Here is a 24,727-nt window from a genome sequence, read left to right on the forward strand (position 1 = left end):
CTCCACCCTGCCCGACGGCGAAGCCGTGCCCCAGAACGGTGAACTGCCTGCCGCCGCCCTCGTGGAGGCGGCTGGGACGCCCCTGGGCATCTACCTGCACGTGCCCTTCTGCTCCACGCGATGTGGCTACTGCGATTTCAACACCTACACCTCCAGCGAGCTGCAGGGCACCGGCACCGCCGACTACCTGACGGCGGCCCATGCCGAGATCGAGATGGCCGGCCGCGTCCTTGCCGACGCGCCGGCTGCCTCGACGGTCTTCTTCGGTGGCGGCACCCCGACGCTGCTGTCGGGGGCAGAGCTGTCGGGCCTGCTTGCCCACGTCCGCGACGCTTTCGGCCTGCAGGACGACGCCGAGGTGACCACCGAGGCCAATCCCGAGACGATCACCCCGCAACTGCTGGAGGAGCTGCTGGCGGGGGGCTTCACCCGCATCAGCCTCGGGATGCAGTCGTCGAATCCCGGGGTGCTGCGCATCCTGGAACGTCGCCACACCCCCGGCCGGGCCGTGGCGGCGGCCCGGCTGGCCCACGACGTGGGCTTCGGCGACGTGAGCCTGGACCTGATCTACGGAACCCCCGGGGAGAGCCTGGACGACTGGCGCAACAGCGTGCAGTCGGCGTTGGAGGCCGAGCCCGAGCACATCAGCGCCTATGCCCTGATCGTCGAGGACGGCACCAGGCTGGCGAACCAGATCCGTCGGGGGCAGCTGCCCATGACCGACGACGATGACCTGGCCGACAAGTACCTGCTGACCGAGCAATTGCTGGTTGAGGCCGGTTTCGAGGCCTACGAGGTGAGCAACTGGTCGCGCGGCCCCGAGCATCGAGCCCGGCACAACATGGCCTACTGGCTCGGCCACACCTGGTGGGGCATCGGGCCGGGTGCGCACAGCCATGCCGGGGGAGTGCGTTGGTGGAATGTGAAGCACCCCCGAAGCTATGCCGCGGCGCTGGCCGAGGGCCGTACCCCCGGTGCCGGACGCGAGCTGGTGGCCGCCGACGACCGTCGCATCGAGCGGGTCCTGCTGGAGCTCCGCCTGGCCGACGGCCTGCCGCTCGCGGTGCTCACCGACTCCGAACGTGTACGGGTTGACGGGGTGCTCGCGCGCGGACTGGGGGAGCTTCGCGGCGACCACCTGGTGCTGACCCTGCAGGGCCGCCTGCTGGCCGACGCGGTGGTGCGCGACCTGCTGGACTGAGCGTCCGGCAGCGCTGGCGGTGCTGCTAGGCCAGGCTCGGCCAGTCGGCGGGATCTGGGCAACCATGCTCCCCGTGCGTGTCAGTCCTCGAGGACGGAGAGCTCCAGGTCGTAGGCGAGGACCATGGCCACCGCCAGTGCGCGCTCCTGATCCGGGCGAAGGAAGCCTACGGGGCGGCCCAGCGCAGATGTCGGGATCGTCATGACGTTGTCGAGGGAGACTGCGCAGGCATGGTCGACCCCATTACTGGCATCAAGTGGCACTTCGCTGGACAGGCCCTTGATCGTGGAGGTGATGGGTGCGACTGTCACCTTGGTCATTGCTGTCCGTGCTGCTTCTCGGGTCAGGACGAGCACAGGTCGGGTCTTGTCCAGCCTGGCCAGGCAGATCTCGCGCACGTCAGTCCTCGAAGGACGTGTTGGCGGCGGCCCAGATGACCAGTTCGTCAAGGTCGTCCTCGGCTCCCTGAGTGGCTAGGATCGCGGCATCAGCGATGGCGCTCTGGCGCCGCATCTCGCGCTCGACTGCGCGACTCACCAGGGCCGCCCTGCTGGTGACGAGGCCCTCGGCCACGCTCTGGTCCAAGAAGGCGACGAGTTCATCGGGGAGCCGGACCGCAATCTGTGTTGTCATGGCGCCATCATACCGAAGTGAATCCCAATCTGGGATGGCTTCACCTGTTCCTGTCCTGACCGTGGTTGGGTGACTACGCCTCCTGGCCTGCGAACGGGTAGTCGGTGTAACCCTTCGCGCCGGGGGTGTAGAAGGTCAGGAAGTCCGGCGTGTTGAGCTCCAGCCCTTCCTGCCAGCGACGGACCAGATCAGGGTTGGCGATCAGCAGGCGCCCGACCACGGCGGCGTCGGCCAGGTCGTCCTCGACGATGTGGGTGGCCTCCTCCTGGGTGGTGACCGAGCCGAAACCGCTGTTCAGCAGGGTGAATCCGCCGAAGCGGGAGCGCAGGGCCGCCACCAGGTCGCCGTCGAGGTCGGCGTGCAGAATCGACAGGTAGGCGATGTCCAGGTCGGCGATGCCGTCCAGCAGCGCCCCATAGGTCGCCAGAACATCGGCGCGGTCGTCCTCCACGACACCCTGGATGTTGTGCTCCGGCGAGATGCGCAGGCCGACCCGGTCAGCGCCGATCTCGGCGGCGACGGCACGAACCACCTCGATGGACAGCCGGGCGCGGTTCTCGGGCGAGCCGCCGTACTGGTCGGTGCGCTGGTTGCTCGAGGAAGAGAGGAATTCGTGCAGCAGGTAGCCGTTGGCGTTGTGGAGCTCGACGCCGTCCAGGCCGGCCGCGATGGCATTGCGGGCGGCGGTGACGAACTCGTCGACGATGCGGGGCAGTTCGCTGGTTTCCAGTGCGCGGGGCGTGGGGACGTCCTGCCTGCCGTCGGGGCCGTGCAGGGTGATGGGCACCTCACCGCCCTGGGGGTCGCGCATCACCGGGGCGATGGCGCTGGGGGCCTCAGCCGGGTCGCCGTTGTTGATGATGGGCAGGGTGAGGCGGCCACCGTGCATGATCTGCATGACGATGGTGCCGCCGGCGGCGTGGACTGCGTCGGCGACCCGTCGCCAGCCAGCGACCTGCTCGTCGGTGTGGATGCCCGCCTGTCCGATGAAGGCCTGCCCGACGGCGCTGGTGCGGGTGCCCTCGGTCACCACCAGGCCGGCCGTGGCGCGCTGCGCGTAGTACTCGACGTGCAGGTCGGTGGGAACGCCGTCGACACCGGCGCGCGATCGGGTCAGCGCCGCCATCGTGACGCGGTTCTTCAACTGCAGGGCGCCCGCGGTCGCGGGGGCAAAGAGGTCAGTCACTGGTTCGTCTTTCCATCGGTGGTGTCGTCTGGGAGCACAACAGCCGACGTGGTCCGGCCATTCCCGCCCCACCGAAATCAGGCCGGTTTCCGCGCCCACTGTGCACGTCGAAGGATGACTGGGCACGCGGTGCAGCGCCTGCCCAGCGAGCTTTGGACGTGCGGAGTCCGCGAAACCTGGACCGATCACAGGCTGGGTGTAACCGGACGAACGGTCGACGCGCATGGGGACATGCCGTGCAGTCGACCAGGGGCTCTGGTGGAGCATAGGCCTTCCATCCTTCTTTGTTACATGTAACACTTGGATCATGTCAGTCCAGCAGCGTGTCAGTGAGCACCGCCGCCGAATGCGGGAGCGTGGCTATCGTCCGGTCCAGATCTGGCTCCCTGACGTGCGCAGCAGTGCCTTCGCGGAGGAGGCACGCCGGCAGGCGTCGCAGGTGGCCATCCAGGACCGGGAGCTCGACGACCAGGACTTCGTGGAAGCGGTGAGCGTGGATTGGGGTGACGAGTGAGGCGTGGCGAGTTGTGGATGGTCGCCGGTGGTGTTTACGCGAGCAAACCTCGCCCCGCACTGATCCTTCAGGACGACGTGTTCGAGGACACGGATTCGGTCACCGTCCTGCCGCTGTCATCGATGCTGACCGATGCGCCGCTGCTTCGTTACCGGGTCGCGGCCAACGAACTTTCCGGTCTGCGCCAGGACAGTGCCGTCATGGTGGACAAGCTGACGACTGTGCGGCGCAGCAACGTCCAGAACCGTGTGGGACGTCTTGGTAGCCAGCAGATGCTGGACCTGGAACGGCTCGTGGCCACTTTTCTCGGGCTCGCGAGCTGACCTTTCCCAGCGCTGTGTTCCCGCGGCCTCTTGGCAAGGCGCACATGAGGCACGTGGTTCCCTTCGCGCACGGAATGCGGACGATCAGTCCTCGAGTTCTTCTCCTCGGGCCTCAGCGTCATCAATCAGCTTGGTCAAGGCTCGCTCGTCGGAGAGGGCAGGATCGAGCAGCGCCTGCAACTCGATCAGGTCAGCCTGTGACCCGTAGGCGCAGAACATGCTGCCCTCGGAGTCCAGCTCGAGACGCTCGCACAGTTCTGGAGCCAGAAAGGTTGCGACGCTTTCCCAGAAGTGTCCGTTTGCCTCAAAGCCTCTGGAGATCGCCGCCGCGTCCCCAGGAAGCGTGCCGCAGTCGAAGCTCAGGTAGTGATCCCCGTCAATCTGCTGCAAACGCGTGTAGTTCATTGCTCAAGGCTAGAGGGCGGGGCCACCTGTGCGTGGGACATTCGGTTCCGCTGCGCTGTGGGCTGGTCAAGATCCACCAATCCGCTATCGCCGGATGCCTTCAGGGCTCCTTTTGACATGCAAGGCCTTTTCCAGTGCGCACGCGCAAAGATCGAATTGGCCGAGGAATGGGCATTTCCCGCATCCACCCCGTGACCTCGAATCCCCTAGGCTCACGGGAATGGAGCCAGACCACCAGACCGTGCAGACGCCCGACGGCAGGAGCCTTGCCATCCACACCTGGGGCAGCGGCGAGCGGGTGGTCGTCTTCGAGTCAGCACTGGGGCTCAGCGGACTGTGCTGGGCGCCGGTGGCAAACCTGCTGGACGATCGAGTCAGGGCCGTGGCCTACGACCGCGCCGGCTACGGAAGGAGCACGCCGGGCGTTGGAGCCCGAACGCTCGACGCCCTGGCTGCCGACCTGGCGTGCGTGATCGAGGCCCAAGGGGTGCGAGACGTGGTCCTCGTCGGCCACAGCTGGGGCGGGCCAATCGTGCGTCGAGCGGTGGAACTCATGCCCGCTGGAGTCGTGTCCTCGCTGGTGCTCGTGGACCCGTCAGACGAGCGGACCGAGGCCTACTTCACCCGCCGTACCCGGGCCTTGGAGTGGGTCCATGCCGTGATGTTCCCATCACGTGTTCGGGCCAAGCTCCTCAAGGCCGGGTTGCGGAAGGGGTTGGGGCCCGTCCTGGTCGCAGACGAACTTGAGGCCCTGATCAGTGCCTCCGCCAGCACATCCGCATTACGTGCCTGCGCGAAAGAGGGTCGTCGGATCCGCGCGGGGCTGCTGCAGCTCCGCGAGGGCACCCGGTCTGCGACCGTCCCCACCGTGCTCATCTCGGGCACCAAACCAGCTGTCGGCTCAGCGCGTCGCGACCTCCTTGGAGCCCACCAGCGATCCGTCGCGGCAAACCCCGGGTGGCGTCTGGTCGAGGCGCCTGATTCCGGCCACTACGTGTTGTTCACGCAACCGCAGCTCGTGGCGGACGAGATCCTGCGGGCCTGCGGCCTACGCGCCGGGGAGTCTGGCTGACGGTCGGGCGTCAGGACATGGTGACGCCGAGCCGTGCGAGGGCGTGCCTGATTCGGTCCAAGGCATCCTCGGGCGTGCACCACCCGACGAAGACGGCCTGGGTTGCCCCCTCGGCCATCAGGGTGAGGTCCAGTGCCGCGCCTTCAATGTCCTCGATGCCGACTCCTTGCGCTCGAAGGCATCGGCCCACCGCGGACTGGACGCTCCGGCGAGCCTCCACCCATTGGCGTGTGGCGCCTCGTGAAGGAGCCGCGCAGCATCCCGCGCGTCCACCGCCAGCTCCACGACGACGGTCCCGGGAACAGGTGAGGCGGCGCGGGACTGCAGTGCGGCGTTCAGGTCGAGGTACCACTGGTCCCACTCCTGGGGGCCGGGCTGCACGCCGTTGAGGTCTGCCGCGACGCTCCACAGTCCCTGGGTCGCGCTCGGGGTCAGATCGTCGGCCGGCGTGGGCGCCACCAGGCACCACCCCAGACGCAGGTGCTCTGCTTTCATGGCGCGAATGTAGCGGTGCCGAGTCGCTGCAGGGTCCGACGCGCAGGTGCGTCCCGGGGCGGATCTGACGGCGTCGGGGTAACCTCGTGCGACGTGGATCGCTACAACAAGGACGTCCTGAGCGCGGGCTGGCAGAAGGCCGGCCAGAAGCAGACCATTGACATGCCCATGGATCTGGGGATGATCGTCGAGGAGCCGTCGACCGGCTTCACCGGTGAGATCGTCAAGTGGGAGAACGGCGTCGTCGTCCTGGAGAACTACAAGCTGAAGCGGCGCTCCTTCCCGGTGGGGCCCGGCTTCCTGGTGGAGGGCCAGCCGGTGCGGCTGTGTGTGCCGCCGCGCACCGGACGGGCCGAGCAGAAGTACACCGCGTCGGGTTCGCGGGCCGCGGCCAGCACGCCGGCGAAGGTGGCGCTGCCCAGCCGCATCTACGTGGAGGGCCGCCACGACGCCGAGCTGGTGGAGAAGGTCTGGGGCGACGACTTGCGCCACGTCGGCGTGGTCGTCGAGTACCTGGGCGGCATCGACGACCTGGTGGGGATCGTCGCCGAGTTCAAGCCCGAGAAGGGGCGACGGCTGGCCGTGCTGGTCGACCACCTGGTGACCGGCTCGAAGGAGACCCGCATCGCCCGCGAGGTGGCCAAGGGTGGTTACGGCGAGTACGTGATGATCGGCGGCCACCGCTTCATCGACGTCTGGCAGGCAGTCAAGCCCGAGCGCATCGGCATCAAGAAGTGGCCCGAGGTGCCGATGGACGTCGACTGGAAGAAGGGCACGCTGTCCGCGCTCGGCCTGCCCCACAAGGACCAGAAGGACGTCGCGCAGGCCTGGCAGGCCATCCTGGCACGGGTGACGAGCTTCCGGGATCTGGACCCCGCCTTCAACACCGAGGTGGAGAAGCTGATCGACTTCGTCACGCAGGACCACCTGGAGGACTTCTGAGCCTCGGGGTGCCGAAGCCCGGTTCACCCCCTGGGCCTGCGTGCCAGGAGGAAGGCCAGCCCGGAGGCCACGGCAGCCAGCCCGGCGCCGACGAGCAGGGCGCTTCCGTGTCCGTGGTGCAGGAAGGGCGCCACGGCGATGGGTCCGAGGATCTGGCCCAGCGAGTAGCCCACCGAGAGGATCGCCACCGCTCGGGCGGTGCCCAGGTGACGCCCCTCGGCCAAGGCCAGTGTGGTGATCCCCATGAAGGTCCCGCCGAAGAGCACGGCCGAGGCCAAGGCGGCGGACAGGCCATCGTGCAGTGCCGGTAGGGACATCCCGATGGCCTGCAGCCCCAGCGCGATACCGAGGAGCACCGGTCGGGAGATCCGCGTGGAGAGTCTGGCCCACACGACGCAGGACGGCAGTGCTGCCAGACCCACCAGAATCCAGGTCCAGACACCGGCAGAACTCCCGGCCGAGGTCTGGACGGCGGCCACGAGGAAGGTGCCGGCGATGATGTAGCCCGCGCCCTCGAGGAAGTAGAGCGTGCACAGCACCACGAAGCTGGCGGGGGTGCGTTGCCGGGAAGCAGACAGTCGAGGGCCGACAGCGGGGGCGGTGGCCAGATTCCATGACAGTGCCAACAGCGCTGCGGCGGCGGCCGCCGACGCCGCCCATGCCAGCCGCCAGTCTCCGAGCTGCCGGCAGCCCGCCACCAGCAGCCCGGACAGGACGATTCCCACGCCGACACCCCCATAGGCCCAGCCCGCCAGCTGTGGGGAACGCGCCGCAGCCACCTCCAGCACCGAATGGGAGGCCACCAGGAAGAGCAGGGCGCTGAGGGCCCCCGCCACCGTCCGGGCCACCAACCACACCTCGACGCTCCTGGTCAGGGGCATCACCGCCAGGCTGAGGACCAACAGGATCGAGCACGCGCGAAGGGATGCCCTGGACCGTGCCGCACGCTGCCAGAAGGTGCCCAGCACCATGCCGAGGAGGTAGCCGAGGTAGTTGCTGGACGCGAGGAAGGCTCCCAGTGCGGGGGAGAGCGAGGCCTGCTCGGTCATCAGCGGCAGGATGGGCGTGTAGGAGAAACGACCGATGCCCATGGCCGCGGCCAATGCGCACGCGGCTGCGACGATCTGTCGGATGGCCCCGTGCTCGGGCGCCATGGTCTGGTGGCAGGTCATGGCGCAACGCTAGGAGCCTCCGTCGGGAAGCGGGAAATACCTCAAGACCGTGATTTATGCTTCGTGGGCATGAGCGTCGAAGTGCGTCACCTGCGGGCGCTGGTGGCGATCGCGGACCACGGTGGCTTCTCTGCGGCGGCCGACGAGTTGCGGATCTCCCAGCCAGTGGTGTCGCGAACCATCCAGCAGTTGGAGTCCCTGGTGGGTCGCAGCCTGGTGGACCGCAGCACGCGTCGGGTGGAGCTGACCCGGGCGGGGGAGGCCCTGGCCGAGGATGCCCGAGGGCTGTTGGCGCAGCTCGACGGAGCCATCGAACGGGCAGCCGGGCAGACGCTGCTGCGGGTGGGCTTCCACTGGGTGCTCCCGAGCCCCTGGACAGTCCAGCTGCAGACTGCGCTGCGGGACCGCACCGGCATGGAGTTGCGGCTGTTGCGGCGCGACGACGTCTGGTCGGCTCTGCTGACGGGCAGGCTGGACCTGGCACTCGTGCGCACGAAACCTCCGTCCGACGGATTCCAGTTGCACCTGCTCGGTACCGAGCCACGGGTGGCAGTCGTGGCCAGCCGGCACCAGCTGGCCGGACGGGAGTCGCTGGCGTGGGCAGAGTTGCGGCGGCATCCACTGGTCGTCAACACGGTCAGCGGGACGACTACCGCCGAATCGTGGCCCGAGGAGCAGCGTCCGAGCAGGGTCTTGACCTGTGCCAACTACGACGAGTGGATCGAACTGGTGGCCTCCGGGCAGGGAGTGGGGGCCTTGCCCTTGTCGGCGGCGGATGCGCGGCAGCACCCGGGCCTGCGGACCATTGCGCTGGAGGATGCTCCCCAGGTCAGTCTCTGGTTGGCGCACCGGCGCGGCCTGGCGGAGCAGTGGGTGGGGAAGATCGTGGAACTGGCGCGGGCGATGCCACTGTAGGGCGGCGAGTCGCTCCAGGCCTCACGATCCGGTACGAAGCCTGACTAGGCTGGGGGCATGGCGAGTACCCAGGACGTCCTTGATCTCATGCGGCAGGTCGCTGCCGAGGTCATCACCCCCCGATTTCGTGCCCTGAGCACGGGCGAGGTGGAGCAGAAGACCCCGGGTGACTACGTGACCGTCGCCGACCGTGAGGCCGAGGTGCTCCTCACCCGGGAGCTCACCAGGATGTTCCCCGACGCGGTGGTCGTCGGCGAGGAGGCTTGCTTCACCAACCCCAGCCTGGAGTTCAGCCTGCCGGGCACCCGTCACGCCTTCACCGTCGACCCGGTGGACGGCACCCGCAATTTCGTCAAGGGCAGCCCCGACCACGCGGTGATGATCGCCGAGCTGGTGGACGGCATCACCACCAGGTCCTGGATCTGGCAGCCCGAGCACGGCGACGCCTACGTGGCCGAGCGAGGCGCCGGGGTGGAGCTCAACGGCCATGTGCTGGTGCGCGACGAGCAGCCCCGACTGCCGCTGGGAGCCACCAGCAAGGACAGTCGTCACGGCTTCGTCGGCGGGGGAGAGCTGGCACCCGTGGTGGAGAGCGCGTGGAGCTGCGGGATCGACTACCCCTACCTGCTAGAGGGCAAGGTGGACTACCTCGTCTACAAGAACGTGCACCCGTGGGACCACCTGCCGGGCGCGCTGATGGTGACCGAGCTGGGTGGTGCGGTGCGCAACTTCCGCGGCGTCGACTACACCGCGGCCTGGACCGGCCCCGGAGTCATCGCCGCGGCCACCCCCGAGATCGCGGAGACCGTGCAGCGACTGTGGCGCGAGCCCTGATCTTGCCGGTCAGAGCAGGGGCAGCAGGCGACTCTTGGTGACGCCCTTGGCCGCCAGTGCCCGGTAGAGCCAGGGCAGGGCATTGCCCACGGTCTGCGGCGCGAAGGGCCATTCGACCTCCCGCGGACCGTTGAGGTCGGCGACCACGTCCTCGATGGTGAGCCCCTTCTTGACGCAGTCCTCCGCGGTTGCCCAGAGCATGGAGATGTCGGCGCGCTGCTTGGTGACCTCCTCCAGGGTGGCCACCGGGCCGTGCCCGGGGATGAACAGCGTGTCGCTCTTGGCATTGCTCATCACCCCGTCGATGGCCTTGGGCCAGGTGTCGACGTGGGAGTCGGGGCCGACCATGGGATCTGCGGAGGTCTCGAGCATGTCGCCGGTGAAGACCACCCGGGCGTCGGGCACCTGGACGAACAGGTCGGAATCGCTGTGGCCATTGCCCAGATGGACGATCTCGACCGTGCGCCCGCCCAGGTCGACGGCCTTGATCAGCCCCATCGGATCGGTGGGGCCGACCAGTTCGGAGACATCGAAGCCCAGATCGCGCCGAATCACCTCGGGATCGACGTCGGGATCATTGGTCCCGTCCAAGTGGTGCAGCAGGTTCTCGTGCCCGATGCTCACGACGTGCGGGATGCCGGCCAGCCCGTAGAAGTGGTCGAAGTGCGCGTGGGTGACCACCACGTGCGTGACCGGGCGGCCTGCCACCTCGGCCGCGCTGGCCGCCAGCTCCCGTCCCTGACTGGGGGAGGAACCGGTGTCCACCAGCATCACACCGCTGTGGCCGATGATCAGCCCGGCATTGACCGAGGCCGGCTGCAACTGCACCACGTGGATGCCGTCACGGACGAGCTGCCAGTCACCGATCGAGAATTCGCGCATGGCCACGAGCCTAGCCGTCTGCTCGCGGAACGGGACACGCGCTTTGGCACTCCCTTGCCCTGAGTGCCAATATGGAGAGGCCGTGACATGGATGGCGCTGGGAGGGGAGGGATCATGCTGGACGAACGCAAGATGGACGTGCTCAAGGCGATCGTCACCGACTACGTCAGCAGCAAGGAGCCCGTCGGCTCGAAGGCGCTGGTGGAGCGTCACCAGCTCAAGGTCTCTCCGGCGACCGTTCGCAATGACATGGCCGTGCTGGAGGAGGAGGGCTACATCACCCAGCCGCACACCAGCGCGGGACGCATTCCGACCGACAAGGGCTACCGCCTGTTCGTCGACCGGTTGGCCACCGTCAAGCCGCTGTCGGCGGCAGAGAAGCGCGCGATCCAGACCTTCATGGCAGGCGCGCTCGACCTGGACGACATCGTCACCCGCACGGTGAGGTTGCTCGCGCAGGTGACCCAGCAGGTGGCCATCGTGCAGTACCCGATCAGTTCCACCGCCCAGGTGCGCCACATCGAGCTGGTGAGCCTGACCAGCGACCGGGTGCTGGTGATCCTGATCAACTCCACCGGTCGGGTGGACCAGCGTTCCGTGGAACTGCCGATGCACTCCGAACAGTCCCTGGCGGAGCTTCGGACGCGGCTCAACCAGGCGGTGGTCGGCCTGACCCCGGCCCAGGGCGCCGACAAGTTGTCGAGCCTGTTGGGGGAACTGCCGGACACGATCGCGCGCACCAGCGTCAACACCGTGGTGGCCACCGTGTTGGAGATGCTGGCCGACGACCCGTCGACCCGCGTCGCCGTGGCGGGCGTGCCGCACCTGAGTCGCTTCGGCGACCAATTCGAGACAGCCGTGAAGCCCGTCCTCGAAGCACTTGAGGAGCAGGTGGTGCTGCTGCACCTGCTGGGTGAGGCTGCCTCCAGCCCGTCCGATGTCACGGTGCGCATCGGTCAGGAGAATCCCTTTGAACGCCTCCAGTCGACCTCACTGGTGGCCAGCACCTATGGTTCGTTGGACGATTCCTGGGCCACCCTGGGAATCGTCGGGCCAACCCGCATGGACTACCCCTCAACCATGGCCTCGGTTCGTGCCGTGGCCCGCTATGTTGGCCGCTTCCTGGCAGAAGGATGACTTTCACTCCCATGAGTTCTGACTACTACGAGATCCTGGGCGTCGAGCGCGACGCAACGCCCGAGCAGATCAAGAAGGCCTACCGCCGGATGGCCATGAAGATGCATCCCGATGTGTCCAATGAGCCGGATGCCGACGAGAAGTTCAAGCAGATCCAGGAGGCCTATGAGGTCCTCTCCGATCCGCAGAAGAAGGCGATCTTCGACCGTGGCGGAGACCCGATGGGCGGGGGCTTCGGCGGAATGGGTGGCGCGGGTGGATTCGGCGGCTTCCCCGGTGGCGGATTCGGTGGCGGGTTCGACTTCACGAACCTCGTCGATGCGATGTTCGGCCAGCAGGCGCAGCGTGGACCGCGCTCTCGGGTCCGTCGCGGTCAGGATGCCCTGGTGCGGCAGAGCCTGACTCTGGCCGAGGCCGCATTTGGTGTGACCAAGCCGTTGAGCGTGGAGACAGCGGTGGTGTGCCCCAAGTGCACCGGATCTGGCTGCTCTGAAGGCTCCGAGCCGGTCACCTGCAGCACCTGCAGTGGCAATGGGGAGATCACCCAGATCCAGCGTTCCTTCCTGGGAGACATCCGCACCTCGCAGCCGTGCCCCAACTGCCGCGGCTACGGCACCGTGATTCCGCACCCCTGTGGCGAGTGCTCCGGTGAGGGCCGTGTGCGTTCCAGCCGGACCCTGAATGTGAAGATCCCTGCCGGCGTGAGCACCGGCAATCGGATCCATCTGGAGGGTCAGGGTGAGGTCGGTCCCGGCGGTGGTCCGGCCGGCGACCTGTACGTGGAACTCGTCGTTGCCAACCATGAGGTCTTCAAGCGCGACGGGGACAACATCGAGATGGTGCTCCGGGTCCCCATGACGGCAGCGGCCCTGGGCACGAAGCTGACGATCGACACCCTGGAGGCCGAGCGCGAGGACTCCGATCCTTCGGACGCGACGCTTGAGGTGGAGATTCCTGCCGGGACCCAGAGCGGGACCAGAGTGGCAGTCGCCGGTCGTGGTGTGCCTCGTCTGCGCGGCAGCGGTCGCGGCGAGCTGGGCATCACCTTCGTCGTCCAGACGCCGACGAAGGTGGACGGACACCAGCGCGAGCTCCTGCGACAGCTGGCCGAGGCACGCGGTGAGACGAATGTCACGGCCCAGGTGCACAAGGGCAAGCAGGGGGTCTTCGACCGTCTGAAGGAAGCCTTCGGCGGCTGATGAGCGACGCACTCTTCCTGGCCGATCTCACCGGCGCCTCACCTGGTTCCCACATCGCCGTGACGGGGGACGAGGGGCGTCATGCTGCCGTCGTGAAGCGTATCCAGATGGGGGAGTCGGTACTGGTCTCTGACGGTTCGGGGCGCGCTGTTCGGGGCCCGGTCGTGGAGGTGGGCAAGCAGGGCATCGTCGTCGAGGTGGCTGAGCTGCTCGAGACCCCGTCCGGCCGCTACCGCTGGGTCGGGGTTCAGGCGCTGGCAAAGGGGGATCGGTCGGATCTGGCGGTGGAGACGATGACCGAGCTCGGCGTCGACGAGGTGCTGGCCTGGCAGGCGAGCCGCTCCATCGTGCGGTGGACTGCGGAGAAGTGCCGCAAGGGGCTGGCGAAGTGGGAATCCACGGCCCGGGAGGCCACGAAGCAGTCCCGACGATTCCGGATTCCCGAGGTGGGCTTCGTCTCGACGAAGGAGCTCGTCGCCCGGATCGAACGTGCCAGTCTGGCGCTGGTCCTTCACGAGTCCGCGTCCCAGCACATCGCCGAGGTGGGATTGCCCTCGGCAAGCTCGGCGAACAGTGTGAGTGAGCCTGCTGAGCTCCCGGAGGTGCTGTTCATCGTCGGCCCGGAAGGCGGCATCAGCCCGGACGAATTGGATTTCTTCACCCGGGCCGGTGCCCGGCCGGTCCTGATCAGTGATGGGGTGCTGCGCACGTCGACGGCAGGTGTGGTGGCGCTGGCGCAACTGCAGCTGATGGCCTCGACGGGTTCGGTCGACGGATCACCTACGGGCTCGGCCCGCCGACCTCCTCCGTCGCCTGAGCCTGACGAGGGAGGTGCTCGATGAGCGATTTCGGCTACACGCCGCGCACTGTTCTGGACAATGGCCTGGGCCGCACCGGAACGATTCACACCCCGCATGGGGAGATCCAGACTCCGGCCTTCATCGCCGTGGGCACCAAGGCGACGGTGAAGGCCGTGCTTCCTGAATCCGTGCGCGAGTTCGGCGCGCAGGCCGTGTTGGCCAATGCCTACCACCTGTACCTGCAGCCCGGTAGCGACCTGGTGGACGAGGCAGGTGGCCTGGGCCGTTTCATGAACTGGGACGGTCCCACCTTCACGGACTCCGGCGGTTTCCAGGTGATGAGTCTGGGCGCGGGCTTCAAGAAGGTCATCGAGATGGACTCTGTGAAGGCCGCTTCCGACGATGCCGTCGCGCCCGGCAAGGAACGACTCGCCCACGTCGACGACGATGGCGTGACCTTCAAGAGCCACCTCAATGGGGACCTCCACCGGTTCACGCCAGAGGTGAGCATGCGGGTGCAGCACGAACTGGGGGCGGACATCATGTTTGCCTTCGACGAGCTGACCACGCTGCACAACAGTCGCGGCTACCAGGAGGAATCCCTGGAACGCACCCGCCTGTGGGCCGAACGGTGTCTGGCAGAACATCGTCGCCTGACCCAGGAGCGGGTCGGCAAGCCCTACCAGGCCCTCTTCGGCGTGCTGCAGGGCGCCCAGTACGAGGACCTGCGGCGCAAGGCGGCTCGGGACCTGGGCTCGATGGAGGTGGACGGGCAGCGTTTTGACGGCTTCGGCTATGGCGGCGCATTGGAGAAGGAGAATCTCGGCACCATCTGCTCCTGGATGAGCGAGGAACTGCCCTTCGACAAGCCCCGACATCTGCTGGGAATCAGTGAGCCGGACGACTTCTTCGCAGCGGTGGAGGCCGGGGCGGACACCTTCGACTGTGTCAACCCGAGCCGGGTGGCTCGCAATTCGGCCATCTACACCGCGGACGGCCGCTACAACCTGAGCACGGCCGCCAACCGTCGCGCCTTCGTCCCCCTCGAGGACGGTTGTGACTGCTACACCTGCGCCCACTACACCAGGGCCTACCTGCACCACCTGTTCAAGGCCAAGGAGATGCTGGCCTCCACCCTGGCGACGATCCACAACGAGCGCTTCACGGTGCGTCTGGTTGACCAGATCCGGACGTCCATCGAGGACGGCGCCTTGGAGGACTTCCGCACCGACTTCCTGGGGCGCTTCTACGCGCCCAAGGTGCCAGCCGGCGGGAATGCGTCGTCCTCGCCGAGTGTTGACACCAAGAACTGAACTACACGGATGGAGAGCCCTGCGATGAAGGATCCCCGCGAGCTGTACGAACTGTCCGGTGCACCCGTCTACGGAGCCCCGGCCCTGATGGCGTTGTCCGGCTTCATGGACGCGGGACAGGCGGCCCAGCTTGGCGCCCAGCACCTGATCGACACTCGTCCGAGCCGCATCATCGCCCGCTTCGACGTGGACCAGCTCGTGGACCATCGATCGCGGCGTCCGCTGGTCACCTTCGACCGGGACCACTACACGGACTACCAGCCGATGGAACTGGTGGTGCGGGTGGTCACCGATGACGCCGGCAAGGACTTCCTGCTGTTCACCGGTCCGGAACCTGACTACCAGTGGGAGCGATTCTGTGCCGCGGTCGCCATCCTGATGGGAGAACTGGGCAGCACGCTGATGGTGCAGCTGCACGGCATTCCCTGGGGAGCACCGCACACGCGGCCGGTCGGTGTCACGGCGCATTCGTCGGACCCTTCCCTGATCGCGGACCATCCCTCCTTCCACGACCGTCTGCAGCTGCCAAGCTCGGTGGAGGCCCTGTTGGAGATCCGTCTGCCGGAGGCACACATCCGAACTGTCGGGTTCTCCGTGCACGTGCCGCACTACCTGGCCGGTGGGGAATTTCCCGCTGGTTCCGTACGCCTGCTGGACTGTGCCGCCCACGCAGCGGAACTCTCGCTGGCCATCCCGGACCTGCGGAGTCGGGCCGACGAGTACTTGCGGGAGATCGACCAGCTGGTGGCGCAGAATCCAGAGAATGCCGAGGCCATCAGCCAGATGGAGGCGGCCTACGACCAGGCCGTCAAGGGGCGCGAGATCGCTGCTCCAGAAGAGCCACAGGCCGTCGACGAGTCACAGCTGCCCTCGGGAGATGACCTGGCCGCCGAGTTCGAGCAGTTCCTGAAGGACTCGGACAAGGGCGACGGCAAGGGGAAGGAGGGCGGCTTCGGGTTGGGCCGCTGACCCGCTCAGTGGCCCAGTGGCAGGACGTAGACCATCAGGTAGAGCATCATCGCCACGCAGAAGGTGCTGGCCACGATGAGGATCGCTGCCCACAGCTTCGCCTCGCGCCACGCGAAGCGATCGCCCACCAGGATGGCGGCTGCCCCCACGAAGCCAGCCACCATGGGAGAAGCAAGGAAGATGGCGGGCAACAGGTCGTGCTGGATCAGCCGGAAGAAGGCGGTGATCCCCATCAGCACGATGCCAGCCAGGACGGCGAGGATCCAGCCCAGCGGATAGCTACGGTGGCGGCTGGTCGGCCTCGTCGGTGAAACCGAGCCAACAGCGGTGGAACCAGTCATGGCATGCTCCCGTTCGTTCACGATGTCGCCGAGCCTAGTGGTGGGTTGCCGTCGGGCTTCCACTGCCCCTGCCCTTTGCCCGTCGTGGCCCACTCCCGAGGGGGGCGGCAGGATGGTTGAAGACCTGCTGTGGGCTCTGGGTGCGCGGCTGGCGCGGGAGGGTGACAGGAGGGGTCCTGGCGGCCCTGCACCGCTGGTGTCCGCTGGCGCGGGCCGGGTGTGAACAGGGCCGTCAACAGTTTTCGTGACAAGCCTGTCTGGATCGGCCCCCTAGCGTTCAGGCATGACAATCACACATTCTCCGAGCCGCAGGGGGCTGCTCGGGGCCTTGGCCGTCGCGCCTGTCATGACGTCGGTCCCTTCCCTCATTGCTCGCGCCGATGACGAGGTGGTTGACCACCTGGTGATCGGTTCTGGTTACGGCGGAGCCGTGATGGCCGACCGTCTGACCGCGGCCGGCTAGCGGGTCCTGATGCTGGAGATGGGACAGGACTGGTCCCGGCCCGGCAGCGACGGCAAGATCTTCACTCCCATCCTGAAGCCGGATGCCCGCTCCATGTGGTTCCGCACCCGTACCGCGCTGCCCCTGGCTTCTTTCCTGGGCTTCCCGATCGACAAGCGAATCGGCTACGGCCCCGGCGTGGTCGACCGGATGGATTTCGGGGGCATGAGCGTCTACGCCGGCCGGGGCGTGGGCGGTGGTTCGCTCGTCAACGGGGCCATGGCGGTCACGCCTCGCCGTAGTGACATCGAGGAGCGCCTGGGACAGTTGGACGTCGATCGTCTGTTCGACACCTGGCTGCCGCGCGCGGGCGGGTTTGGGCGTGATGGAGCATGACGAGAACTTCCTCAACACGTCGGAGTACTACCGCTTCTCCCGGGTGGCCCGGGCCCACGCCGAGCGTGCAGGCTTGCGCACCCACAGTGTCCCGACCACCTATGACGTGGACCACCTCAAGCGGGAGGCCGTCGGTCAGGCGCCCGCGTCGGCCACCGCTGGCGAGCTGATCTTCGGCAACAACCACGGCAAGAAGAGCGTCGACAAGACCTATCTCGCCCGCGCCCGGGCCACGGGACGTCTGACGGTACGAACCATGACGAAGGCGACGACGATCGCTCGACGCGCTGCGGGTGGATGGACGGTCGGGATGCAGCGGATCAACCAGGACGGCAGCACCACGGATCTGGCGCCGGTCCACGCCCGTCGGGTCTACCTGGCGGCGGGCAGTGTCGGGACGCCCGAGATCCTGCTCCGGTCGAGGTCGCGCGGCACGCTCACCAGCCTTCCGGACGCCGTGGGCCAAGGGTGGGGTCCGAACGGCAATGTGATGATGGCCCGGGCGAACCATGTCTGGGACACCACTGGTGTGAAGCAACCCACCATCGCCGTGCACGGCATCGATGCCTGGACCGGCGTTGCCCGGGAGAACCGCGTCTTCACCGAGGTGGCACCGGTTCCGGCGGGAACCGAGACGTGGATCTCGCTGTACCTGGCGGTCACGGACAACCCGAACCGCGGTCGCTTCGGCTGGGACACCGCTGCCGACCGGCTGACACTGGACTACGGGGCGACGCACGCTGCACCATCCGTGGCGGCCGTGAAGCGGGTCTTCGACCAGATGAACCGGGTCAATGTCACCGTCTACCGTTCGGACCTGTTCGGCAATGGCTCGCCCTTCGCCAGCAATTCCACCTACCACCCGCTGGGTGGTGCGGTGATCGGTCAGGCCACGGAGCTCGACGGACAGCTGAAGGGCCACGAGGGGCTCCACGTCGTGGACGGCTCCCTGGTGCCCGGCGCCCTTGGCGTCAACCCCTTCGTCACCATCACTGCCCTGGCAGAGATGGTGGCGGAAGGCGTGCTGCGCACGATCCAGGCCTGAGCCCCGTCGCCATAGCCGGTGCCGGTGGAGACGGCAGACTGGACCCATGAGGATCCTGGCTGACGTCGACACCGGCATCGATGACGCGTGTGCCCTGCTCTACCTGTGCGGATTGCCCGACGTGGAAGTGGTGGGGGTCACGACGACCAGCGGCAACACCACCGCCCACCAGGCGGCTCTCAACACGCTGGCGGTACTGGACATCGCCGGCCGCCCGGACGTGGAAGTCGCCGTGGGGCAACCGATGCCACTGGTACGGCCGCTGGTCACGACGCCGGAGACCCATGGGCCCGGTGGCATCGGGTACGCGCAGTTGCCGGATCTCACACAACGACTCTCGTCGCGTCCCTGGTTGGAGCTGTGGCGGGAGGCGCTGCAGGACCGGCCGGGGGAGACCACCCTGCTGGTCACGGGACCGATGACCAATCTCGCGACTGCCCTGGAGCAGATCCCGGACCTTCCCGAGCTCGTGGCAGGCATCGTGGTGATGGGCGGGTGCTTCTGGCACCTCGGCAACACCACCCCGACGGCCGAGTGGAACACCTGGTGTGATCCAGATGCAGCCAGTCGGGTCCTGCGAGTCTTCGATGGGTTCGATGCGGACCGGCTGCCCATCCTGTGCGCGACGGAGACCACGGAGCGGATCGAGTACACACCGCAGCTTCTGGATGCCCTGCTCACGGCCTGTGGCGCCGCGCCGCTTGGGCTGCATGCTGAAGCGCCGAGGACCACCCTGCACAGTTCGACGGGTAGCCGGCCCCTGGACCTGCTGAGTGATGCCTTGCGCTTCTACTTCGAATTCCACCACGACTATGACCAGGGCTACGTGGCACACCTGCACGACCTGTTCGCGGCCCAGGTGGCGGCGGGCAGAGCGAGGATCGCCACGGAGGTCACCGTCGTCGACGTCGAGACGACCTCGGATCTGCTGCGCGGCACGACGGTCCGCGACGACCGCGGAATCTGGGGCCGGCAGCACAACGCCCGGGTGGTCGTGCAGAACCACCCGGGCGAGGTCTTCAAGGAGTTCGCCGATGCCCTCGTCACGGTGTCGGGGCAGTCCGGCTGACAGGTCACAGCGAGTAGGTGGGTTCCACCCGCTTGAGCCAACGGATGATGCGCAGGGTGATCGGAACCACACAGATCTCCACCAGGCACTTGTAGAGGTATCCGGTCACGGTGTAGTTGCCCAGCTCGGCCATGGTGATCGTCCCGGCGAAGGCAATGGTGCAGAAGAGCAGCGTGTCCACGAATTCGCCAACCAGCGTCGAGCCGATCAGACGCGCGGCCACATTGTTCTCGCCGGCGCGCGCCTTCAGCTTCACCACGACGAAGGAGTTCAGCAGGTTGCCCGCCAGATAACCCACCAGTCCGGCGATGGCGATTCGGGTCACGGGCGCCAGCACGCTGTCCCACGCCTCGAAGCCCGGCACCGGGGCGGTCATGGCGACGACGCGGTAGGTGATGGCGGCCACCAGCGTCATCGCGAAACCCGTCCAGATCGCACGGCGGGCCCGCTTCCAGCCATAGACCTCGGTGAGGATGTCACCCACCACATAGCTCAGTGGGAACAGGAAGGCGCCGCCGTCGAAGATGAGCTTTCCGCCACCGTAGAACCAGTCGCTGAGTCCGGGAACCCGGGGCCCTTCGAAGAGTTTGGTTGCTGTCACGCCGGAGATGAGCAGCAGGCCGACGAAGATGGCCATCACGATGTCGTAGTGGGAACGCGGTACCTCGGCGTACTGGACGCGTGTCTGGGGCTCGGAAGTTGTCACGAGCAGTCATCGAACCATGCTGCGCGTCAGGGCACCAGCCCTGTCCGAAGCGCAAACCCTGCACGGCCATCCTATCGTGGTGGCGGCCACTTCGTCAGTGTCCAAAGACACTGCGACGTGTGGGTGAAAGTGCTTGTGGAATGCTGGTTGGAGTGGCACTATCGGGTCATGGCAGACCTTGTTGACATCCCGGAAGAGTCGGAGCAGCTAGATCAGCTCCAGAGCGACGACACCCTGGTGCACAGGGGAGTCGATGACGTTCTCGACGAGGGCTACACGGCTCCCGAGAACTGGTCCCCCGCGCAGGGCTTCGGCAACACTGCCCGTGAGATGCGCGAGGGGGAGACCCTGGACCAGCGGATCGCGCAGGAGGTGCCGGACGCGGATCCGGACAAGCCCCTGGAGAAGTGGAATCCGACGGGCGAGAAGCGCGAGGTGGGATCGCGTCGCGCCGGACGTCTGGTGGACCACAACGACGGGTATCCCGGCGAGGACGTGGAGGCGGAGGCCATCGGCTCCGAGGTGGGCATCGACGGGGGAGCCGCCCCGGCCGAGGAAGCTGCCGTCCACGTGATCGACCCCGCGGAAGAGATCGACGAGGAGTCGTGAACCCGATCTTCCAGAAGTCCTCCGACATTGCCGATGGCGCCGTCGTGGTGCCCGAACGAGGCCTCTACCCGCCGATCGAGCCCTATGACACCGGCATGCTCGACGTGGGCGACGGTCAGCGCCTCTACTACGAGCAATGCGGCAATCCACAGGGCAAGCCCGCGGTCTTCCTGCATGGTGGGCCGGGCGGCGGTGGCGGTACGGATCGGCGACGATTCTTCGACCCCGAGCGCTATCGGATCGTGGTCTTCGACCAGCGCAACTGCGGCCAGTCCACGCCGAACGCGGCGGCTGGCGCAGACCTGTCCACCAACACCACCTGGCACCTCGTCGCAGATCTGGAACGGCTGCGGCAGCATGTGGGCATCGAACGGTGGCTGGTCTTCGGCGGCTCGTGGGGGAGCACGCTGGCCCTGGCCTACGCGCAGACACACGCGGAGCGAGTGACTGAGCTGGTCCTGCGCGGCATCTTCACCCTGCGCCGCAGCGAGCTGGACTGGTACTACAACGGCGGGGCGGGCAACATTGCTCCCCAGTGGTGGCAGTCCTTCTGCGCGCCGCTGGTCGAGGCCGGCCATGATCTCTCGCAGTGCAACATGGCCGGTTACCACCGCTTGCTCTTCGGCGATGATCAGCAGGTGGCGCTCAGGGCTGCCCAGGCGTGGACCCGGTGGGAGGCCGCCACCAGCTACCTGCTGTGGAATGAGCATGCACTCCACCAGACTCCCGAGCAGGAGTTGACCTTCGCCAGGATCGAGAACCACTACTTCGTGCACGGGGGATTCCTGCGGGAGGGCCAACTGCTCGACGATGTGGATCGGATTCGGCACATTCCCTGTGTGATCGTCCAGGGCCGTTATGACCTGCCCTGCCCGGCGACCACGGCGCAGGCGCTGGCCGATGCCTGGCCGGAAGCCGAGTTGCGCATGGTGCTGGCCGGTCATTCGGCCTTCGAGCCCAACATTGCGAGCGAGCTGGTCAAGGCCACGGACGAATTCTCCCGGGCGAGCTGACCAACCACAGCGCGCGCCGCGCCCGGGACGTCGAGGCGAAGATGAAGGGGCCCTCATTTTCGCTTCATGATTCGATCACCCACGATCCATAGCTTCAGGACTGTCAACGCTGCTCGACCTTCCTGGAGGCATCATGAGCACCACCCCCGCTGCCAGCACCCTTCCCGCCACCGGTTCCCGGCGGGCCTCCACCGCCGAGGCAGTGAGCGCCGTCGAGCTCGTCGGGCTTCCCAGCGCCGCCATGGCGGAGGAGTCCATCGCGCTGCCCCGCACCCGTCTGGTCCGCGCCAAGATGGCCTACAGCACCCGCTTCTTCCACGAGCAGGTGGCCAATGGTGCCAATGGTCACGAGTTGGTGCGTGGAGACGCTGCGCCCCGCCCGGGCGATCTGGTGCTGGCGCGCATCGTGGAGATCGGCAAGCACGCCCGCTTGGAGAGCCCTCACAGCCGTCGTCAGATGCTCTTCATCGGCGACGAGATCGTCGTGGCCTACGGGCATCGCTATGCCCCGGACCAGTTCGAGGCCGAGGTGCCGGAGGACCTCCAGATCACGAATCTGGTGGCGGCCGGCGGCATGGCGGGGCGCGTGACCGCCCAACACGCGTCCATCGACGCTGCGACGGTGGTGGAGCCGCTCGGCCTGATCGCCCGTGACGGGCAGGTGCTGAACCTCACTGACCTGGCACCCCACCGGGCCCAGGAGGCGCCCCGTCGTCGTGACGGAGAGCGTCCGCGCCTGGTCACCGTGCTGGGCACGTCCATGAATTCCGGCAAGTCGACCACTCTGGCCTGCCTGATCAATGGCCTGACCCGAGCGGGCAAGACCGTCGCGGCCGGCAAGGCGACCGGTACCGGTGCGGGTGGCGATCCACGCATGTTCGCGGACGCGGGCGCCAGCACGGTGCTGGACTTCACCGACTTCGGTCACGGATCCACCTACCGGGTGGGCTATGAGGAGCTCAAGTCCCTGGTCTTGTCGGTGATTTCCGCGCTCACCAATGCCGATACCGACGTGGTGGTCCTGGAGATCGCGGACGGCATCTACCAGGGCGAGACGGCCCGTCTGATCGCCGATCCGGAGGGCCAGGCATGGATCGACACCCTCGTCTTCGCCGCTGGCGATGCCCTGGGCGCGGCCAAGGGCGTCGATCTCCTCCACGAACTGGGCCTGCAGGCCTCCGCAGTCAGCGGCGTGGTCACCGCCTCCCCGTTGGCGACGCGCGAGGCTGACGCGGTACTTCCGGTCAGCCTGATCCCCACCTACGATCTGACCGAGCCCGAGGTGGCACTCGACGTCATCGCCCGCGACGCCCGGAAGGCCTGATCAGCCGATGCAACGACTCCCTGAGCTCTGGCGCGGCCAACGGCGCGGGTTGCTGGTCAGGCTGGCGGCCACGGGCCTCGGCCAGGCGGCGATCGCCGCGGTGACCGCTGTCCTCACACCGCGGCTGTTGAGCGTCCCAGATCGCACCATCCAGCTCCAGCTGGCAACCGCCCTGGTGGCGATGGCTCTGGTGCTGGGCGGCCTGCGGGTCATGGAACGTGTACTCGGGGAGAAGCTGGGGCAGGACTATGTGCACGAAGTGCGCATGCACCTGATCCGCGCGGCGCTGGCCGGTCGCGGGCCATCGGTGGGCGTGACGATCGCGCGGACCACCAATGATCTGAGTTCCGTGCGGAACTGGATCGTGCTGGGGATCGTCCCACTGCTGGTGGGCGTGCCGATGGTGGCCGGATCCCTCCTCGCCCTGCTCTTCCTGTCCCCGCCACTGGCCGCGTCGGTGGCCCTTCCACTGGCCCTGCTGGGCGTGGTCCTGGGACTGCTCGCGCCCAGGGTGAGGGAGCGCGCGGCGGCTCTGCGCCGGACGCGCGGCAAGCTGGCGGGGGTCATCACCGACACCGTCCAGGCCCGGGATTCCGTGGTCACCGCGGGAGGTACGGATCGGGAGATCCGTCGGTTGGCACAGGACAGCCGCGAGCTGGGCCGGCGAGCGGTCTCCCGGGCAGTGCTCTCAGGAGCACTGCGGGGGTCTGCGGCCAGCGTCGCGACGGTCGCGATGGTGGTGGTGGGCGCCACGGGTGCGATCACGCGCGTGGAGCCTGCCACCATTGCCACAGCCTTCATCATCGTCGGCATGTTGGCGACCCCGGTCAGTGACCTGGGGCGGGTCAGTGAATACCGTCAGTCCTTCCGGGTGGCCCAGCGCATCCTGGCGCCGGAGATGGAGCGTTCCCGTCGTCAACGCCAGCACGAGCGGGAGCTCGATCGCAATGGCAACCTGCGGCCCCGCGAGGGCAATGGCATCGGAGTCGTCCACCTGGCAGACCTGGAGCCGGGCGGCCAGCCGGCGCCGGACCTGGTGGCCCATCCCGGGGAAGTGGTGGTGGTGCGCAGCCGCGATCCGCAACGGGTTCGAGAACTCGTCGACCTGCTGGTGCAGCCCGGAAGTCTGCGCGACGAGTGGTTGCTGGTGGATGGCCAGAACCTGTCCGGCATGAGCAGCCTGCAGCGCCGTGACTTCGTCTCCGTCGCGGCCCCCGAGTTTGGGCTGGAGCGATCCACCATCGCCCGGGCCGTCCGTTATCGAGCCCCGCAGTCGGACGAGGACGTGATGGACACCCTCGACGCCGTCGGTCTGGGTGACGACGTTCGACGTCTTGACCGGGGCGAGCGCACCATGTTGAGTCGAGGTGGGGAACCGCTCAACCTGCAGCAGCGGATGCGACTGCTGCTGGCCCGCGCCTGGTACGGCAGTCCGCCCCTGGTGGTTCTCGACCGGATTGACGCCGGTCTCGGTCCCGAGGGGCGTCGGCTGATGGCCGAGGGCCTGAAAAGCACACCCGGCGTCACGCTCCTGATCAGCGACCGTGCTGACCAGTTGGCCCCGGGCCATCGGGTCTGGGATCTGGACGCGGACCCGCAGAGCACTGCGATGGATCCGCAACACCTGGCTGCCGTGACGGGAGCCATCGAGCAGGACAAGGAGGATGACGCATGACCACCCGACGATGGATGATCCTTGGCCTGGCATTGGCCCTCCTGATGGGTCTGGGCGGCGTGGGCAGAGCGCTGGTCTCACGCCCCGGCCCGCCGGAAGTGGACCAGGAACTTGT

At 67.4% G+C, this 24,727-nt stretch carries 29 protein-coding genes; 20 read left to right on the forward strand and 9 right to left on the reverse strand.

The annotated features are described in order from the left end of the window. Positions 1-25 precede the first annotated feature (25 nt). Entirely contained in the window at positions 26-1,201 is a 1,176-nt protein-coding gene (gene hemW, locus ACTQ49_RS07580) for a radical SAM family heme chaperone HemW (RefSeq protein ID WP_441827311.1), read from the forward strand. Between the two features lie 80 nt (positions 1,202-1,281). On the opposite strand, the gene ACTQ49_RS07585 is transcribed toward hemW, so the two are convergent. The 3 genes from ACTQ49_RS07585 to ACTQ49_RS07595 all read right to left on the reverse strand — a co-directional run bounded on the left by ACTQ49_RS07585 (position 1,282) and on the right by ACTQ49_RS07595 (position 3,020). Beyond that, positions 1,282-1,599: a type II toxin-antitoxin system PemK/MazF family toxin gene (locus ACTQ49_RS07585; RefSeq protein WP_441827241.1), complete on the reverse strand. Its 318-nt coding sequence runs from the start codon at positions 1,597-1,599 to the stop codon at positions 1,282-1,284. A 1-nt stretch (position 1,600) separates the two neighbouring features. After that, on the reverse strand, positions 1,601-1,834 hold the full coding sequence (locus ACTQ49_RS07590; RefSeq protein WP_441827242.1) for a YlcI/YnfO family protein: 234 nt from the start codon (positions 1,832-1,834) through the stop codon (positions 1,601-1,603). Positions 1,835-1,907: 73 nt separating this feature from the next. Continuing rightward, complete coding sequence (locus ACTQ49_RS07595) at positions 1,908-3,020, reverse strand: alkene reductase (RefSeq protein ID WP_441827243.1); 1,113 nt, start codon at positions 3,018-3,020, stop codon at positions 1,908-1,910. 307 nt (positions 3,021-3,327) lie between these two features. Between ACTQ49_RS07595 and ACTQ49_RS07600 the strand changes: the two genes are divergently transcribed. Together ACTQ49_RS07600 and ACTQ49_RS07605 are read left to right on the forward strand one after the other, a co-directional pair. Further along, positions 3,328-3,534 carry an antitoxin MazE-like protein gene (locus tag ACTQ49_RS07600; protein ID WP_420175212.1) on the forward strand — a complete coding sequence of 69 codons (207 nt, stop codon included), beginning with the start codon at positions 3,328-3,330 and terminating at the stop codon, positions 3,532-3,534. Between the two features lie 11 nt (positions 3,535-3,545). Continuing rightward, positions 3,546-3,857, forward strand: a complete 312-nt coding sequence (locus ACTQ49_RS07605; protein ID WP_441827244.1) for a type II toxin-antitoxin system PemK/MazF family toxin — start codon at positions 3,546-3,548, stop codon at positions 3,855-3,857. 84 nt (positions 3,858-3,941) lie between these two features. On the opposite strand, the gene ACTQ49_RS07610 is transcribed toward ACTQ49_RS07605, so the two are convergent. Further along, positions 3,942-4,262, reverse strand: coding sequence for an Imm51 family immunity protein (locus ACTQ49_RS07610; protein ID WP_441827245.1), 321 nt, complete (start codon positions 4,260-4,262; stop codon positions 3,942-3,944). A 220-nt stretch (positions 4,263-4,482) separates the two neighbouring features. Here ACTQ49_RS07610 and ACTQ49_RS07615 point away from each other — a divergent pair, with 220 nt between their 5' ends. Further along, positions 4,483-5,334, forward strand: coding sequence for an alpha/beta fold hydrolase (locus ACTQ49_RS07615; RefSeq protein WP_441827246.1), 852 nt, complete (start codon positions 4,483-4,485; stop codon positions 5,332-5,334). A 117-nt stretch (positions 5,335-5,451) separates the two neighbouring features. Here the strand turns inward: ACTQ49_RS07615 and ACTQ49_RS07620 are convergent, their stop codons facing one another. Further along, positions 5,452-5,829 (reverse strand): hypothetical protein, encoded by a 378-nt coding sequence (locus tag ACTQ49_RS07620; RefSeq protein WP_441827247.1) that lies wholly within the window; start codon positions 5,827-5,829, stop codon positions 5,452-5,454. A 93-nt stretch (positions 5,830-5,922) separates the two neighbouring features. Here ACTQ49_RS07620 and ACTQ49_RS07625 point away from each other — a divergent pair, with 93 nt between their 5' ends. Beyond that, positions 5,923-6,771, forward strand: coding sequence for a DUF3097 domain-containing protein (locus ACTQ49_RS07625; RefSeq protein WP_441827248.1), 849 nt, complete (start codon positions 5,923-5,925; stop codon positions 6,769-6,771). 23 nt (positions 6,772-6,794) lie between these two features. Here ACTQ49_RS07625 and ACTQ49_RS07630 read toward each other — a convergent pair whose 3' ends face one another. Further along, on the reverse strand, positions 6,795-7,943 hold the full coding sequence (locus ACTQ49_RS07630; protein WP_441827249.1) for a YbfB/YjiJ family MFS transporter: 1,149 nt from the start codon (positions 7,941-7,943) through the stop codon (positions 6,795-6,797). A 69-nt stretch (positions 7,944-8,012) separates the two neighbouring features. Between ACTQ49_RS07630 and ACTQ49_RS07635 the strand changes: the two genes are divergently transcribed. Together ACTQ49_RS07635 and ACTQ49_RS07640 are read left to right on the forward strand one after the other, a co-directional pair. After that, positions 8,013-8,858: a LysR family transcriptional regulator gene (locus tag ACTQ49_RS07635; protein WP_441827250.1), complete on the forward strand. Its 846-nt coding sequence runs from the start codon at positions 8,013-8,015 to the stop codon at positions 8,856-8,858. Positions 8,859-8,915: 57 nt separating this feature from the next. Next, positions 8,916-9,692: an inositol monophosphatase family protein gene (locus ACTQ49_RS07640; RefSeq protein ID WP_441827251.1), complete on the forward strand. Its 777-nt coding sequence runs from the start codon at positions 8,916-8,918 to the stop codon at positions 9,690-9,692. Between the two features lie 9 nt (positions 9,693-9,701). On the opposite strand, the gene ACTQ49_RS07645 is transcribed toward ACTQ49_RS07640, so the two are convergent. After that, entirely contained in the window at positions 9,702-10,574 is an 873-nt protein-coding gene (locus tag ACTQ49_RS07645; RefSeq protein ID WP_441827252.1) for an MBL fold metallo-hydrolase, read from the reverse strand. Between the two features lie 114 nt (positions 10,575-10,688). On the opposite strand from ACTQ49_RS07645, the gene hrcA reads away from it, so the two are divergent. Genes hrcA through ACTQ49_RS07670 form a run of 5 tightly spaced genes read left to right on the forward strand, consistent with a single transcriptional unit; the run spans position 10,689 to position 15,992 of the window. After that, positions 10,689-11,711, forward strand: a complete 1,023-nt coding sequence (gene hrcA / locus ACTQ49_RS07650; RefSeq protein WP_441827253.1) for a heat-inducible transcriptional repressor HrcA — start codon at positions 10,689-10,691, stop codon at positions 11,709-11,711. An 11-nt stretch (positions 11,712-11,722) separates the two neighbouring features. Continuing rightward, the gene (dnaJ, locus tag ACTQ49_RS07655; RefSeq protein WP_441827254.1) at positions 11,723-12,910 is read left to right on the forward strand and encodes a molecular chaperone DnaJ; all 1,188 of its coding nucleotides are present in this window, start codon (positions 11,723-11,725) and stop codon (positions 12,908-12,910) included. Continuing rightward, entirely contained in the window at positions 12,910-13,752 is an 843-nt protein-coding gene (locus tag ACTQ49_RS07660; RefSeq protein ID WP_441827255.1) for a 16S rRNA (uracil(1498)-N(3))-methyltransferase, read from the forward strand. The genes dnaJ and ACTQ49_RS07660 overlap by 1 nt, the downstream gene beginning before the upstream one ends. Continuing rightward, on the forward strand, positions 13,749-15,023 hold the full coding sequence (gene tgt / locus ACTQ49_RS07665; protein ID WP_441827256.1) for a tRNA guanosine(34) transglycosylase Tgt: 1,275 nt from the start codon (positions 13,749-13,751) through the stop codon (positions 15,021-15,023). Before ACTQ49_RS07660 ends, tgt begins: the two co-directional genes overlap by 4 nt. Positions 15,024-15,047: 24 nt before the next feature. Continuing rightward, positions 15,048-15,992, forward strand: a complete 945-nt coding sequence (locus ACTQ49_RS07670) for a PAC2 family protein (RefSeq protein ID WP_441827257.1) — start codon at positions 15,048-15,050, stop codon at positions 15,990-15,992. 5 nt (positions 15,993-15,997) lie between these two features. Here ACTQ49_RS07670 and ACTQ49_RS07675 read toward each other — a convergent pair whose 3' ends face one another. After that, complete coding sequence (locus tag ACTQ49_RS07675; protein WP_441827258.1) at positions 15,998-16,333, reverse strand: hypothetical protein; 336 nt, start codon at positions 16,331-16,333, stop codon at positions 15,998-16,000. A gap of 283 nt (positions 16,334-16,616) precedes the next feature. Between ACTQ49_RS07675 and ACTQ49_RS07680 the strand changes: the two genes are divergently transcribed. From ACTQ49_RS07680 to ACTQ49_RS07695, 4 genes are read left to right on the forward strand one after another with little or no spacing between them, the layout of a single operon-like run. Beyond that, a complete protein-coding gene (locus ACTQ49_RS07680; RefSeq protein ID WP_441827259.1) occupies positions 16,617-16,796 on the forward strand; it encodes a hypothetical protein in 180 nt (59 codons plus the stop codon). 9 nt (positions 16,797-16,805) lie between these two features. After that, a complete protein-coding gene (locus ACTQ49_RS07685) occupies positions 16,806-17,171 on the forward strand; it encodes a hypothetical protein (RefSeq protein WP_441827260.1) in 366 nt (121 codons plus the stop codon). Then, the gene (locus ACTQ49_RS07690) at positions 17,161-18,216 is read left to right on the forward strand and encodes a GMC oxidoreductase (RefSeq protein ID WP_441827312.1); all 1,056 of its coding nucleotides are present in this window, start codon (positions 17,161-17,163) and stop codon (positions 18,214-18,216) included. Before ACTQ49_RS07685 ends, ACTQ49_RS07690 begins: the two co-directional genes overlap by 11 nt. Positions 18,217-18,262: 46 nt before the next feature. Then, positions 18,263-19,285: a nucleoside hydrolase gene (locus ACTQ49_RS07695; RefSeq protein ID WP_441827261.1), complete on the forward strand. Its 1,023-nt coding sequence runs from the start codon at positions 18,263-18,265 to the stop codon at positions 19,283-19,285. 4 nt (positions 19,286-19,289) lie between these two features. On the opposite strand, the gene ACTQ49_RS07700 is transcribed toward ACTQ49_RS07695, so the two are convergent. Beyond that, positions 19,290-19,991, reverse strand: coding sequence for a queuosine precursor transporter (locus ACTQ49_RS07700; RefSeq protein WP_441827262.1), 702 nt, complete (start codon positions 19,989-19,991; stop codon positions 19,290-19,292). Between the two features lie 168 nt (positions 19,992-20,159). Here ACTQ49_RS07700 and ACTQ49_RS07705 point away from each other — a divergent pair, with 168 nt between their 5' ends. The 4 genes from ACTQ49_RS07705 (at position 20,160) to ACTQ49_RS07720 (ending at position 24,612) form a co-directional block, all read left to right on the forward strand. Next, on the forward strand, positions 20,160-20,600 hold the full coding sequence (locus ACTQ49_RS07705) for a DUF5709 domain-containing protein (RefSeq protein WP_441827263.1): 441 nt from the start codon (positions 20,160-20,162) through the stop codon (positions 20,598-20,600). A 95-nt stretch (positions 20,601-20,695) separates the two neighbouring features. Then, positions 20,696-21,613, forward strand: coding sequence for a prolyl aminopeptidase (gene pip, locus ACTQ49_RS07710; RefSeq protein ID WP_441827313.1), 918 nt, complete (start codon positions 20,696-20,698; stop codon positions 21,611-21,613). A 133-nt stretch (positions 21,614-21,746) separates the two neighbouring features. Further along, positions 21,747-22,937: a hypothetical protein gene (locus ACTQ49_RS07715; protein WP_441827264.1), complete on the forward strand. Its 1,191-nt coding sequence runs from the start codon at positions 21,747-21,749 to the stop codon at positions 22,935-22,937. 7 nt (positions 22,938-22,944) lie between these two features. Next, complete coding sequence (locus ACTQ49_RS07720; RefSeq protein WP_441827265.1) at positions 22,945-24,612, forward strand: ABC transporter transmembrane domain-containing protein; 1,668 nt, start codon at positions 22,945-22,947, stop codon at positions 24,610-24,612. The last annotated feature ends 115 nt before the right edge of the window (positions 24,613-24,727 follow it).

This window comes from Luteococcus sp. Sow4_B9, assembly GCF_052116585.1.
In the GTDB taxonomy this organism is placed as follows: Bacteria; Actinomycetota; Actinomycetes; order Propionibacteriales; family Propionibacteriaceae; genus Luteococcus.